Genomic DNA, 14,409 nt, shown 5'->3' on the forward strand with positions numbered 1-14,409 from the left:
GAGATTGACTTCAAGAACCTTTTTCCAGTCATCTATCGACCTGTCTAGAATCGTTCCAGTCCAAGCGATACCTGCATTGTTTATTAGCGTATTGATCGATCTTGTTGGCGCTGCGGCATAATCAACAGCTCTCCTAACATCTCTTCCCGAAGAGACATCTCCTTGAATGAAAAATGCTGACCTCCAAGCCCTTTAATAGTCTGCACTGTGTCGTTACCGGCCAATTCGTCAATATCCATCAGGACTACAAGCGCTCCAGATTCTGCAAAGCCAAGTGCTATTGCCTTCTTGATCCCTTTAGCACCACCGGTAATCAAGACCGCCTTGTCCGAGAACCTCAAAGAGCACCTCCTGACGCATCACATTTTATCCCATAGCGGGCTAGATCTTGGTTAGCCTTTCAGACTGTATCATTGCACACTTTTCGATTGCTGCAAGCTTTATCTCTTGTTCTTCAAAAGTCTCTGCAATAGCATGATAATGGTTGTAAGCCATTTTCCAGTATAGTGAAGCCCTGTCGGGTTCACGTTCGGTTTTTGCGATCTTTTCGAGAGTCATTCCCTTAACAAGCCAGAGAGACACATCATCGCCTCTCAACCTTAAGCCCTTTTCAAAGATTTCAAGAGCCTTATGATGTTCTTCAAGACGGTCTCGGAGCAAAACCCCCAGTTTCCTTATATAAACAAGCTTATCTTCCGGTAGTTGGAGAATCTCTATAAGTCTTTCGTAATCCCTGGCGAGCTCCTCAAGGTCTTCTCTGCTCGCATTTCTGTTTTTGGATCTTGATTCAGAGACCGAAATTCTTTTCTTGATCAATTCAATATCATTTGATTCATCTGAGCAAATCTCGTTAACACTTTCTGGAGCAGATTTATCCAGAAGCCTGATCTTTTCAAGCAGAGCTTTCTTGTCTTCAAATCGATCTATCCTTGATAGGATTTGATCAAGCCTGATAAGAAACGACGCTTCGTTTCCTTTAAAAGAATACCCACAGCCATCAAACCTTTCGACTATTCTCTCAGCGATTTCACGCAAATCCTCCTCTGAAGACGTGACGAGACCATACATTATAGAAAGTTCCAGATACAGAAGCTCATCTCTTATAGTCATTTCACCAGAGACTACGATGCGCCTGAGAATAGCTAGCTGATCCTCTCTCGAAATCTCTCCCACTTCTGCAATCGTCTTCATGTACATCTCCTTAATCTTGGAAAGCCTCTCTCGACTTGCAGAAGCAACGGTCATTTCAATATTCTGGAGAGCAACCTCCACAAAAAAGACTCTTCGAGAAATCCTGTAGCAAGCAGTTGCCAAATCTATGGCTAGATCAGGCTCCTCGCTGAAGAAGAATCTCATAACTCTTTTCCATAGTTTCTCATCGAATTCTCCGGCAAGTCTGATCAAAGATCTGGTTGCAGCTGTTCTCATAGGTCTATCAAACTTTTTAAAGATGGCCGAGAAGTCTTCAAACGACTCATCGCTTCTGATAAGTCTTAGTCTCTCAACCGCAGCTTCAAAAGCACCTTCTATATCTCCGATTTCTACTTTCATGTTCATCAGTTCAGCGAGAAGTCTGTTCCTCTCTTCGTCCCCTTGTGATCTCTCTATTCTTCTCTCTATCTTTGACATCTTCCTATCTTTCATTCTTTGACTGATCTTCTTCAAGAACATCATATCCTCCGGCAATAACTGAATAAAATCGCTTCTATAAAAGGATACCAGAAAATGAGATCCTGATAACATGAAAGATTCTCACAAAGGCTCCTCATTATGGGTATTCCGCCAACGAACTCTTTACGATGGGTTACCTATACTACACGGAAGCAGACGAAATAGCCACATCGAGAATCAGATCAATCAAGGATCTACTCCATTCAATTCTGTAACCCCAGATCGTTCTTTGCAGATAGTAAACCCTCGCACCGCTGAACTCCGTGAAAACGTTTTTCTCGGAGGATCCAGGGATGAATATGAGGCAATAACTATCTGGATCGTCCTGCAACTCGTACAGTTCAAGAAAACTACTGTACTCAGGATCATCTTGAGTATATAGCGATCCGGACAATCCTTCTATGAACCAGTCGCCGGATCGATGCGCGTACTGGATGTAGTGACGCTGCATCAAGGGCCAATCTTTTTGGAAATCAAACACCAGACTCTTCATGTCACCCTCAAGCTCAACTATCGCCAGCTCTCTCAGGAACGCGATTTCCCTCTCATTGAGACCTGCCTTAGAACCGGCTTCCTGCTGCTGACGAATTTGAGCGGTGTAATCAAGCATAGCCCTTTCATACTGAATAAAAACTTGGCTGGGACTTCTGAAGAAATTGAAGCCCCAAATATACGATATTGCTAGAAAAGCCGTTACGACAACGAGAAAAGGTAACCAAAGTTTCAAATCAATACACCACCCGGTTTCACCGCATATTCAAAGATAACACAAGTCTCTGTAGCATAATCGCCCAGAAACAGCTCAAACTTCAAAACAGCCGGAGATGTTGTATCATTATGACTGACAAAGAACAAGAAGGGAAGCTATATGCTGTTAACTCTTAGCAAAGTGGGACATGATTATGGTCAGGACTTCCTGTTTGATGAAGTCTCAACCTCAATAGACAAGAGAGACAAGATTATCCTTCTCGGTAAGAACGGAAGCGGAAAATCCACCCTAATGAGAATCATAGCAGGAGAGCTTTCTCCAACTGAAGGAGAGGTTTTCCATTCGTCAAACGTAAAGATTGGTTATCAGATTCAGAGCAGAATTCCCGATGAGAAAATGACGCTTATGGAGTACTACCTGCAAGACAAATCAAATGTCCCTCTGGATACGGAAGAGTTCTATTCTTATGATAGAAGAGTGAGAAGCATTTTGGTAGGTTTGGAATTCTACGAAGAAGATTGGGAAAGACATTTGGAAACCTTCAGCGGAGGAGAACTCACAAGAATATCACTTGGAAAGCTCTTTCTTGTCGACCACGATATTCTCTTGCTAGACGAGCCAACTAATCATCTGGATCTTGAATCAACGGAGTGGTTGGTTGATTTCCTGAAGAGCTATAAAGGTGCGCTCCTGGTTGTCACTCACGATAGGTATCTGATAAGGAATGTTGGAAACAGATTCTGGGAGCTGAATGGAGGATCTCTCTGGGATTTCGCCGGAACATATGACAAATATCAGTCTGACAGAGAGATCATGGTTAAGAGTGGATTGAGGACACGAGAGAACCTTTCAAGAGAAATTGAAAGGCTGGATGCAGTTGCAAAAAGATACAGACTTTGGGGTCAAGAGAAGTTCATAAAACAAGCAGTTAATAAGGAGAGGCAAAGAGATAGACTCAAGGATCAGCTTGAAACTATAGATCTTCCAGACGAGGAAATCAGGCCAACTAAGTTCAGACTCCCTCAGCCAGACAGAACCGGCTACTCAGTTTTGAAGATCGAAGGACTGTCGTTCGGATTTGGAAGCAAGAAACTTTTCAACGGCGCCTCGGCAGAAGTGCACAGGAGGGACAAGATTGGACTTTTGGGCCCCAATGGAAGTGGAAAGACAACCTTGCTGAGGATAATAACTGAGAATCTTGAGGAGTATGTTGGGCAAATTACTTGGGGTCATAATGTTCGCTGGGGCTACCTGTCGCAGCTTACTGAAGATCTGAACCCATCTAATGATGTGATAAGCGAGATTTGGCAATTGATGCGGGGGCAGCCGGATTACGAAGTGCGGAAGTACATTGGAAGATTCGGTTTCCCGGGCGATGATGTGTTCAAACCAGTTCCATCTTTGAGTGGAGGAGAGAGAACAAAGCTAGCACTGGCAAAACTTATTCTATCGAAACCAAACGTTCTAGTGATGGACGAGCCTACAAACAACCTTGATATCTGGTCTATTGAGAGCCTTGAAGAGGTTCTGAAAGAGTATGAGGGTTGCATAATCCTAGTGTCACATGATAGAGAATTCGTACAGAACGTATGTGATCACTTCCTGATGATAGATGGGAAGAAGTTAAAGGCGGTATCTTCTGTTGAAGAATACCTTAGAAGAAACCAGAGAAACATCGATTCTACGGGCAACGAATATGCGAGGCTAACCTTTCAGGAGCGGCGTAGACTATCCAACAAGAAAAAGTCAGTCCTTGAAAGACTTCAGCAGTTGGAAGTTGAAGAGAACGAACTATCAAGGAAGTTGGAAATGGCACAGCTGAAGATGGGCCTTTTCTCAACAGATTACGAAAAACTTCAAGACCTTTATACTGGCATAGAGAGAATTGAATCAAGACTCCTAGAAATACTCCAGGAAAGAGAAATGCTGGATGATGAACTTGACAGGCTCTCTGAAACTCTTGATGAGACCTCATAACATCAAGAACGCGATGGAAACCGCTGACAATAATATGCAAAGATCTGAGTATATCAGATATCTATGAAAACTCTTCTTGTCGACCTCTACCATCGACCTGGGATCACTGGCCCCCTTTATTATCAACCGATCTGCCTTGTACCAACAGAGCGCGGCAGAGGCGATTGAACCGAAGAAGACCAAACTCCATATAATCGACAGTGAACTGATCAGTATGATAGATAAGGCAGTGCCAACAATCACAAACAAAGTAGCCACTGCCGGTATTCTAATAGTCTCCCAAAAAGTGTAAAGATAACCCTGTACTCTGGCTTCAGTTCTAGGATCTCGCAGAGGCATCATGAAGACTGAGACTAGTAGTCCCCCACCCGCCAAGAGAACATAAGAAAGCACAAACACCGTCTTGTTAAAACCTTCGAACACTCCCATGCTCATCACTCCAAAAAACCTGCCAGCTGGATCTTCTTGCTGAAAACAACAAACAAGTGCATCTGGAAAAGGGATACTTTTCAAGCCTGTTCTACAAAAATCATTATAGCAGATATTGGAATAACGATGATCCAGGGTTCCTACCAGCAAATCGAGAAGAAGGACTGGACAAAGGGCTTGCTCTCTTCATCGATCAAAGGTCAAACGGCTTTCCTCACTTCATTCGAGTCCGCCTCTTCACAGAGGCTCTCTATATCACAGGTTGCTCCCAGAGAAAAACTCTTAGTCTGGCCACCCTTAAGAGGCCCAAGAATCGCTGTGTAAAGCATTGACATTAGCATCACAAAGAACGGCGCCGGATCACGGATGTCCCATGAGTCGTCTCTCAGTCTCTTTCTGCTCTTGAAGAAGCCTTTCATTTTACCAAACCTTCCTTTGAACAGCACGCTGAAGAACCAGCCTATTTCCATTGCAGTTGTATAAGTGCCATTACCCACTTCTGGCGACATAATCTGCTCGGCTCTATTCTTGGTCACCAAGTCCATATATGCCTTTACCATATCTACTCCCGAACAATATGCCACCAAGAGTCCAGGACTCATCCTCGGATTAACATCAACCAGAAAATACGCGTCTCTTTCCTTATCATAGAGAAAATCCGTTGATATGAATCCCGAGTAATTGAGGTTGCCGACGATTTTCTCAACGTCTCTCAAGACCGAATCACATTCAATGGAGATCCTGCAAGTTCCTATCCCTCCGGATTCCGGATACTCTCTTACATTCTTGTAAATAACATTTCCTATCATTTTACCATTGTAGGCGAGCCCAGTAGTACATATTTGGTGAGGCGGCTTCAACTCCTGAACAAGAAATCTCTTTCCATCTAGCGCTTTCGAAATCTTCTCGAACTCCTTGGAAGAAGTTACTCTCACTATTCCTTCGGCGGACCTTTGATTACGCGGTTTCACTATAAGCGGAAACGAGCTGCCGTTAGGCTCAAATTCCCCAAGCAATGCTGTTCTAGGAACACATATTCCAAGTGACCTCGCGTAATCTGTCATAGTGAATTTGTCATGAAGAAGCTTGATGTGATCGTATGAAGGCACCAGAACTTTGACCCGCCCCTCAAATAGATGCAGGTACTTGCTTATAACAAAGCCCTCCTCAAACGTCGGGAATATCACATCTATCTTCATTTCATCTGTCTTTTCCAGAATCTCGTTGATAAATCCTTCGCTATCATCGCTGACCGATGGATAGACAAACTTCCCCTTTAGGTACCTAGAATAAAGGCCGCCACTGAACTTACTACTATCCGCAGCAAAAACATCATGCCCATTTCTAGCCAGAAGTCTGATAGCATTGATCGCATACCACATTCTCGCGCCAGTAATTAACACCCTCAAACTAAGAAACCTCCCGTGGACAATTAGCAAAACAAGGTAGTTACATTCATACTATGCTAAGAACGTAACAATTACATTATTCAAGGTGTTTCACTTATGGCGCTTCCTGAATTCTCCTGGCTCAGTACTGGCAATTTGATGAAAGACTGTGGAGTTATCAGAGACCTAAATATGTAAATTTGCACATCCATTTACATAATAAAGACGGTTTGATTTCTTTAAAAAGAAGTTGTATAATGTCTTTGAATGGTTGACGGTTAACTTCATTTATTATGTATTCACAATGAACTCGATCACATAACAAAGTTAGCCGCAATCCGGACAACTCCTCGTTTCGTAGCAATTCCCCCTTCGATTCCTGACGCCAGTCAGGAATCCTTTTTATTTATCTCTATGATTCGAATAAGGTAAAAAGAGCCGCCTTCTGGCGGCTCCACTAACAGACAAGACTATCTTAATCTCTCAACAAGTGAATAAATCGATTCTGCTGCCTCCGCAGGCAGCTTGTCAAAACCTCCTCTTTCAATTTCTCTGGATCGAAGAAAGCTCAGTCTGTCAACCAATCTATCTCTTACCAGCTTCTTATAACTCTCGTCAGTAAGATCGGGGATGAATCCTTTAATCTCCATTGTCTCCAGTTCAGTGAACGGACCCCAGGGAACAAACTCGGCCCGCCTCTCCACTATCAACTCAAGAATCTGAAGAGTAAGGTCTTTTGGAACTTTCACATCACGGAAGTATCCTGTGTTGAAAATGTAACAATCGATGCTTCTACTTGTGAACAGCTCTAGATAACGGTCAAAATCAGCAGAAAGGGGATAGGTTCTGAAGGGATTAGCGTATGGTTCGATTACCAATGCATTGGGATCCACGCCTGGCGCAAGGCGTTCAGCAGAGGTTCTCTTCGTCGCAAGGGTAGCTCCCATGGTTGATGCAAGAACGGGATCAACAACTCTAACCACAGGGGGAATCGAAGGATCCTTCATTAGCCATACTATCGAATCTACCGGCTCGTCAAATCTGTCTACTCTGTTGGGTGACCATAGCTTCGACTTGATTGCACGACCATTTCCATTCCTTATATCCTCGGTCACGATGACTATTCTCCCCTCATCATCTTGAGTAGCTCCGACATTTTGAACAGATAGAAGATACTTATTGTCTTCACTGCTCAAGGGATAATCAGAGGTCTTATCGAAATACGAAGGCTCTAGCGCCACAGAGGAACCGTCTGAAGAGGAAATGACAAAAGCATCGTCATGAAGAACAGTTACATCATACTTACCGCCATGCTTGGCATGCGTTAATGTCGATTTCCCCGAACCTGAGAGTCCGAAGAACCCGACCACGAATTTTCTGTCCTGAAGATTGTATCTCTTCTGACCGCCATGGCAAGCTGCAAATCCGCGCCTGTTGGCACAGCCCCAGGCAAGGGTTAGAGTACCTTTCTTGAATTCGCCAAAGTACCTCATTCCAAGAATTGCCGCGCAATTATGTTCTGGATCAAAGAACGATAGTCCCAGCGGATGATCCGGATGTTGCCATTCCGGATCGGAGAATACGAAAATATCTCCCTCACCTTCGAATCCTTCAGAGGTCTCGTACATCCCATTATAGAATTCGTTTATTGGCTGGAAGTTCAGTAGCCAGTTATAGATAAGATTCTCATGAGTTTCTGGAACAAGAAGATGGGCCTTGACCATGAAGTTTTCATCTAATCCTATATAGGCCTGTGCATGATACATTTTCCTACTTCTTGTATTGTAGATTGCCTCCCGGATCTTTGCCCCGTATTCCGCTTCATCTACTCCTGGCTCCCCCAAGATTCTCCGCGCAGTAGCACACCTGCCTGTTACGGCGCCATCGTTGAAAAGCAGAACTCGCGAGTCACACTCAAGTCCGACCTTCTCGGGTTTGAAGACATGAAGATCCGTCACAATTGTACCAGGAGAGTCCTTAGCCAGTTTATAGGCTTCACTCGGGGAAGAAACCGGAATCACGTTATTCCCGTAGAAAGCAGTTTCAATCGTTACTCTAGCCATTGAAAATAGGGGGTTATTCTTTCCTATCTCACCCCTGATGAATCTGGAACTGGTTGACATTTTTCACCTCCATAGACCATGAGAAAATCGGCCGATTCCTCGGCAAAGGTATTTCCTTAGCAACAACTAGAAGGATTCGCAAAGTCTTGGTTGACTGTGCGAATCACAATTAATCTTGCATCATTGTGCATGAATGGGGTAGATTCAGGAAGACTAGAACACAAAAATGATGTACAGTTATAATGGGGAAAGGTAGTCAATTATTGATGACGAGTTCCGTATCTACCGGCTTCTTTTTGAAGACAGATTACACAATTCCTGAATCGCTCATGAGAAACTCGTTGCTCTTGCTCTAGTCGCCGCTCGCTTGAGCAGATCAGTGGAATTCATCTCTATGTTATCTAGCGTTTTCCGGTAGTCTCTCCATATAGTTCGCACCGGTACATCGGCGAATCTGTCTTCTCAAATCCGAGGAGATCCCCTCTTATTATTGGTGACACTATGTTTCCGATTCTAATCTGTCTTCAGAAGGAGCCCCTGGTACCAGAGAGTATTTACATTCATTTCCATCCTTTTAGCGCCAGTTCTCAACTTAGGAAGTCAAGTTTGAGACTTAGAGTCAAGACTATATGGAAGTACAGAGCTTGACAGACCGATTAGTGGAGATTGTTCCAGCCAATACTTTACTAAGCCAGGTAAAGAGTTTTCGAAGAGACCACGCGGCCTGTAATTTCCTGAGAGAAAAAAAGGCATGACTTAATCCCATCCTTAGTTATCCACGACATTTCGTCCAAAACAAAGCCGCTTCTCGCTGTCTTGTGGAACAATCGCTCGTTTGTTAGAAATACCAAATACTGAACACTTCTTCAACTATCCAGATTTTCTCTTCTAGAAAAAAGCTCTGCAATCTTCACAATTACCATAACGGCCTTTTCCATCGAGCTTACCGGGATATACTCGTATCTTCCGTGAAAATTATGACCTCCGGTGAAGATGTTCGGTGTTGGGAGACCCATGAAAGAGAGACGCGCGCCATCGGTGCCCCCTCTCACTGGTGAAATCCTTGGTCGAATTGAAAGACTCTCCATAGCTCTTTCTGCAATTTCAACAAGGAACATCTTTTCTTCGATTTTCTCTTTCATATTATAATAGGAGTCTCTTGTCTGCAAACTCACCGTATCATCGCCGTATTTCGAATTCAAGAAGACCGCGATTTCCTTAATCATTTTCTTCTTTCGTTCAAACTTCTCCATATTGTGCTCCCTAATGATGTACTTCAGAATTGTCTCTTCCACTGAACCTCTTATACTGAGCAGATGGAAGAAGCCTTCTCTACCTTCCGTTGCCGCAGGTACTTCACTTGAAGGCAGCAGATCGTTGAACTCGCATGCTATCAGTATCGAGTTCTTCATCTTACCTTTTGCACTTCCAGGATGAATGTTCCTGCCTTTTACAACAACTTCGGTATTTGCGGCGTTGAACGTTTCGTACTGGATTTCGCCCAAAGCCCCTCCGTCAACTGTGTAAGCATAGTCTGCCCCGAATTTCTCTACATTGAAGTACTCAGTTCCCCTTCCTACTTCCTCGTCAGGAGTAAATCCTAGTCGGATTTCGCCATGCTTGATCTCTGGGTTTGAAATGAGGTACTCTATTGCGGAAAGAATCTCCGCAATTCCTGCTTTGTCGTCTGCTCCTAGCAGAGTAGTTCCGTCTGTCACGATCAGCCTTTCACCAACATACTCTTCGAGCTCAGGAAAGAGCCGGGGATCGATGAAGATATCCTTGTCTTTGTTAATGACTATCTTGCCTCCTTCATAATCAACAATTGAAGGCTTGATATCTTTGCCGCTCATATCTGGGCTCGTGTCCATATGGGCTATGAATCCCAAAACCGGAAGTCCATCACCAGCATTTGACGGCAAAGTCGCCATTACGTATCCGTGGTCATCCAATGTCACTCCTTTCAGACCCATTTCCTCCATCTCCGTTTTGAGAATATGAGCAAGATCAAGCTGACTGGCAGTTGATGGAAACGAATCTGATTCAAAACTTGAGGTAGTCTCTACAGATACATACCTTAGGAACCGTTCAATCACTCTTTCCATTTGTTCTCTCCTTCCGTTGTTTAGCCTTGTTCTTATGTACTAGTACTTCGATAAGCTCTCTAGGTCTTGCCGCAAGTCGATTAGCTAACACTGCAGCCGAATTAAAAACCATTCCCGACACAGAGACCACCTTTCTCGTCTTGACTCTCTTCAAGAAAATCAAAGAGACGCCTCTGAGAACAAAAGTAACGAAGAACAGGATCTGGATGCCGAAAAACCTGTGTCCACCAACCATCCAAGTGAACCTGTTCAGATATGCAGCGAAAAATCCTCCCACCAGGGAGCCAACAAGAGCCGAGGCACCGTTGGTGAATGAAAGCAAAGCATAGTAAGACTGGGCGTCAACCCCGCTAAGCAAGTCGAGCATTGTGGTGAATAAACAGAGGTTTATGGCGCTCCATGAAGCGGTCCCGATAAAAGTATCAATATACAACAGATAGACCGTCCCGGTGTCCATAAACAACCACAGGATTGTCTTGAGGAAAGCCCCAAGAACCCCAAACTCAAGGACCGCCTGACTCCCGATTTTGTCAGCGATCTTTCCCCACAACAAGTAAAACAGTATTGTTAGGAGCGAACTGAAGACATTCAGTATACTAAGAAATGAGTAATCCAGTTTCATGTTGACTAGCTCATGATAAGCGAAAAAGGGCGAGGTAATAGCTATTGAGAAGCTCCAGAAGGAGTAGAATCTCAAATACGGCATGAACCTTATGTCTTTAGTGACGGCCCTGAACAAACCTCGACCATGACTTATTTCGTGGGGAGGATCGTTATGAAACCCCAAGAGCACGAGGCTGACTAATGCACTTGCCACTCCAAAAGCAGTGATCAGAATGAAACCCATTCTTCCGGGCACCGAATCAAGGATAAAGGCGTAGAACAACGTTATAAACATATTCGTGAAAGTGAATATCACGTTTCTCATGCTGAAGAATCTAGCAGCACCTTTTAACGGCGCCACATCTCTTATAATCGAAACCCAATAGTTTCCGGTAAGACTCGCCGCAAGCGAGAAGAAGGCAAGAATAGTCAGCAGAAGTGACTGCCTGTTTATTCCAAGAGCAAGCGTGATAGGAATAAAAGCCGTAGACAGCCTGCTTGCGGAAGCGCAGATCATCATCGCCCGCTTTCGGCTCTTGACAATTCTCAAGAAGGATGGAGCCAGCAGCTGAATGAACTGGGAAACCGAAGGAAGAACGCCAATCAAGGCTATCACCGGTTCAGATGCCCCAAATTCGAGTGCAAGCCCTGTACCAAGAAAACCCTGAGTTATCAAGAAGAACCCGTTGTATATTGCACCCTCAAAAACCGAGAGAATCCTAGTCTGCCGATTCTTATCCAATCAATACATCTCCGGACGACGTAGAGTAATACAAACAGTGCTACTGCATATTATCGCAATTTACTGGCAAAACAACTACGAGAGAGATCACTTTGTCTACTAAAAAATCTTTAGAAGACCCGCGAAGATGCCTATTAACGAAATGTTTACAAACTAAAAGCCGATAATTCCACTCTACTATCTTGACAAACCCGATCGATTTGGGTACAATTAATTCAAATAGATAAGAAACCTTGCAACCCCAAAAGCTCAACCGGTCATTAAAAAAGACAAAGCACCTGAAAGCAATATGCAAGTCCCAATTACCCCCCATATTGTTGAATGGACGTGCATGTTGAAACCCCCTGGAATATCCCGACTTTTAAGCCGCCAATTGGCGGCTTTCTTTTTTACTACTCAATAATCGCTGCAACACCTACGAGACCAGGACCTGTATGACACACAAGAGACTGAGAAATTTGACCTGTTATCACATCATCTATTCCTGCAGCCTTAATCTCTTCTATTGCCATTCTAAAGAATTCCATTGTCTTTTCACTCTTATCTGAAGTATATGCGGCAATGTTCAGAAGCCTCTTGCCTTCAATGAAATTCAAGAGATTCTTCACAGAAGCCCTGACGGCTCTCTTCATGCCTCTCTCTTTTGAAACACTGTGATAGACTCCATCTTCTCCAACGGTTATTACGGGTTTCAGGTCAAGAATATCACCTATAGTTGCAGTAACTTTTCCTATTCGTCCTCCAGCCTTTAAAAACTTCAGAACAGGTATGCAGAAAAAAACCTTAGATTTCTTTACAGAAGCGTGAATTTCGCTCACAACCTTTTCAAAGGCAAGACCACTCTTAACCATATCTATCCCCTTCATAGCGAGCAGCCCCGAGCCAATCGAAATATTCATTGAGTCGACTACCTCGACCTTCACATCGGAGTGCTTTTCGGAGAAGTCTCTGACAAAAGTCTTCACTTGACCAAGCGTTCCGCTCAGACCGCTGGATATTCCAATATAAAGCATCTCCTTGAATCCCTTTTCATAAAGGCTGTCAAAAGCCTCACCGATTTCCGACTGTCTTGGAAGAGATGTCTTGGGAAACTTATCTTCCATATAGTGAAGCAGATCGGGTGTGGATATGTCGATGTTGTCTCTGTACTCCTTACCATCCAGAACTATCTTCAAAGGTACAACTCTAACGTTATCTCTTGCTTTCATCTGTTCAGGAAGATCACAACCTGAATCGACAATAAATCCAATCATCTGGCAAACCCCCTGTCATACAAGCTAATTACATACCTCTCTTTAAGACCGGCGTCTAGATTGCTGCGTTCACAGTTCGAAGAGTTAAACGTTGAAACGACCGTTTCTAAGTCAGTTATGTCTACCAAAATCTGATTCACAAAGACCGAAGGAAATCCCTGTAATAGTTGAAACTCTTCTTTGGAACTCGTTTCAGATCGTTTTTGAAGTCCACGTATACCAAACCAAACCTCTTGGAGTAACCTCGTGCCCATTCGAAATTGTCCATCATAGTCCAGACAAAGAAGCCCCTAAGATCCACTCCTCCCTTGATCGCGTTAAGAGCAGCTGAAAAGTGCTTTCTAAGGTAATCAATTCTCGGGCCATCGTCAACGTTGCCATCAACCAAAGCATCTTTGCTTGCGATACCGTTCTCAGTAACATAGATCGGTTTCCTTCCGTATTCTTTGAAGACCTTGAATAGAAAACCTTCTAGACCTTCTGGGTAGATCTCCCATCCCATCTCGGTCTTCGGGAGGTCTCCCTGAACAACTTCGCTGCCAAGCACGCTTGATTCTTGGCTTCTAACAAGGTTTCTTGTATAGTAATTCACACCCCAAAAGTCGAACGGCGTGGATATTAGTTCCATATCTTCATCTTCGATAGTTGGGCTCACTCCTGCAATCTCGAACCTTGAGAAGAGTTCGGAAGGATACTCGCCAGTGATTGGGGTTTCAAAGAACCACCCGTTTACGAATTGATCATAGAGTCTTGCCGCTCGAAGATCAGCTCTGGAATCGCTGGCAGGCTCAACAAAAGCAGATACATTGGTTAGACCAATCATGCCGTCTCTCACTTCTTCCCTAAAACGCTTTACCGCTTCACCATGAGAAAGCAAAAGGTTGTGAGCAACGGAAAGTGAAATCCTCAAATCTCTCTTTCCGGGTGCGTGTTCCCCCCAGAGGTAACTGACGTGGGATGAGCAATACGGTTCGTTCATAGTTATCCAGAGCTTCACCCTGTCACCGAATTTGCTGAACATACTGCTGGAGTAATCGCCAAAGTAATGCCTTATTTCTCGGGACTCCCATCCATTAAATCTTTCCTGCAGTTTAAGAGGGAGATCCCAGTGGTAAAGAGTAACAACAGGCCGAATACTCCTCTTAAGAAGTTCATCAATCAGTCTATCGTAGAAGTCGATTCCCGTCTGGTTTATCTGTCCTCTACCTTCAGGAAACACTCTTGGCCAGGATATGGAAAATCTGTAGGAGTTCACTCCGAGCCTAGTCATAAGCTCAATGTCTTCCAAGTACCTGTGGTAGTGATCGCAGGCAATATCGCCATTTTCCCCGGAATCTATTCGTCCTGGTTCATGGGTGAAATCTGACCATATCGAAGGCCCTTTACCTTCTTGCAGGTCTGCGCCCTCAATCTGATAAGAAGCCGTTGCAACACCCCAAAGAAAGTCCTCAGGAAAACTTGCTCGCAAA

At 44.0% G+C, this 14,409-nt stretch carries 10 protein-coding genes and 1 pseudogene; 1 reads left to right on the forward strand and 10 read right to left on the reverse strand.

Features of this window, described 5'->3' with window-relative positions:
• The 3 genes and pseudogenes from B3K91_RS00700 to B3K91_RS00710 all read right to left on the reverse strand — a co-directional run.
• Positions 1–341 (reverse strand): annotated as a pseudogene (locus B3K91_RS00700) (SDR family NAD(P)-dependent oxidoreductase); the annotation flags it as partial.
• A 40-nt stretch (positions 342–381) separates the two neighbouring features.
• Positions 382–1,671 carry a hypothetical protein gene (locus B3K91_RS00705; protein WP_292593842.1) on the reverse strand — a complete coding sequence of 430 codons (1,290 nt, stop codon included), beginning with the start codon at positions 1,669–1,671 and terminating at the stop codon, positions 382–384.
• Between the two features lie 142 nt (positions 1,672–1,813).
• The gene (locus B3K91_RS00710; protein WP_099829857.1) at positions 1,814–2,398 is read right to left on the reverse strand and encodes a hypothetical protein; all 585 of its coding nucleotides are present in this window, start codon (positions 2,396–2,398) and stop codon (positions 1,814–1,816) included.
• A gap of 141 nt (positions 2,399–2,539) precedes the next feature.
• On the opposite strand from B3K91_RS00710, the gene abc-f reads away from it, so the two are divergent.
• On the forward strand, positions 2,540–4,357 hold the full coding sequence (gene abc-f / locus B3K91_RS00715) for a ribosomal protection-like ABC-F family protein (protein ID WP_214060521.1): 1,818 nt from the start codon (positions 2,540–2,542) through the stop codon (positions 4,355–4,357).
• Here abc-f and B3K91_RS00720 read toward each other — a convergent pair.
• The 7 genes from B3K91_RS00720 to B3K91_RS00750 all read right to left on the reverse strand — a co-directional run bounded on the left by B3K91_RS00720 (position 4,352) and on the right by B3K91_RS00750 (position 14,408).
• Complete coding sequence (locus tag B3K91_RS00720) at positions 4,352–4,786, reverse strand: hypothetical protein (protein WP_214060520.1); 435 nt, start codon at positions 4,784–4,786, stop codon at positions 4,352–4,354. The two genes, abc-f and B3K91_RS00720, sit on opposite strands and share 6 nt — an antisense overlap.
• Before the next feature lie 200 nt (positions 4,787–4,986).
• Positions 4,987–6,189, reverse strand: coding sequence for an ATP-utilizing protein (locus B3K91_RS00725; RefSeq protein WP_292590622.1), 1,203 nt, complete (start codon positions 6,187–6,189; stop codon positions 4,987–4,989).
• A 455-nt stretch (positions 6,190–6,644) separates the two neighbouring features.
• A complete protein-coding gene (locus B3K91_RS00730; protein WP_214061448.1) occupies positions 6,645–8,297 on the reverse strand; it encodes a phosphoenolpyruvate carboxykinase (ATP) in 1,653 nt (550 codons plus the stop codon).
• 806 nt (positions 8,298–9,103) lie between these two features.
• A complete protein-coding gene (pepT, locus tag B3K91_RS00735; protein ID WP_214061447.1) occupies positions 9,104–10,342 on the reverse strand; it encodes a peptidase T in 1,239 nt (412 codons plus the stop codon).
• Positions 10,326–11,687, reverse strand: a complete 1,362-nt coding sequence (locus B3K91_RS00740) for an MFS transporter (RefSeq protein ID WP_214061446.1) — start codon at positions 11,685–11,687, stop codon at positions 10,326–10,328. The genes pepT and B3K91_RS00740 overlap by 17 nt, the downstream gene beginning before the upstream one ends.
• 392 nt (positions 11,688–12,079) lie before the next feature.
• Complete coding sequence (locus tag B3K91_RS00745) at positions 12,080–12,940, reverse strand: DegV family protein (protein WP_214061445.1); 861 nt, start codon at positions 12,938–12,940, stop codon at positions 12,080–12,082.
• 136 nt (positions 12,941–13,076) lie between these two features.
• The gene (locus tag B3K91_RS00750; protein WP_214061444.1) at positions 13,077–14,408 is read right to left on the reverse strand and encodes a GH1 family beta-glucosidase; all 1,332 of its coding nucleotides are present in this window, start codon (positions 14,406–14,408) and stop codon (positions 13,077–13,079) included.
• Position 14,409: the final 1 nt, after the last annotated feature.

Source organism: Mesotoga sp. UBA5847 (assembly GCF_002432735.1).
GTDB lineage: Bacteria > Thermotogota > Thermotogae > Petrotogales > Kosmotogaceae > Mesotoga.

Coding starts and splice junctions, on each gene's coding strand:
- pepT (WP_214061447.1), bottom strand. CDS start 10,342: ATGGAAAGAGTGATTGAACGGTTCCTAAGGTATGTATCTGTAGAGACT.
- B3K91_RS00720 (WP_214060520.1), bottom strand. CDS start 4,786: ATGGGAGTGTTCGAAGGTTTTAACAAGACGGTGTTTGTGCTTTCTTAT.
- B3K91_RS00745 (WP_214061445.1), bottom strand. CDS start 12,940: ATGATTGGATTTATTGTCGATTCAGGTTGTGATCTTCCTGAACAGATG.
- B3K91_RS00705 (WP_292593842.1), bottom strand. CDS start 1,671: ATGTTCTTGAAGAAGATCAGTCAAAGAATGAAAGATAGGAAGATGTCA.
- B3K91_RS00730 (WP_214061448.1), bottom strand. CDS start 8,297: ATGTCAACCAGTTCCAGATTCATCAGGGGTGAGATAGGAAAGAATAAC.
- abc-f (WP_214060521.1), top strand. CDS start 2,540: ATGCTGTTAACTCTTAGCAAAGTGGGACATGATTATGGTCAGGACTTC.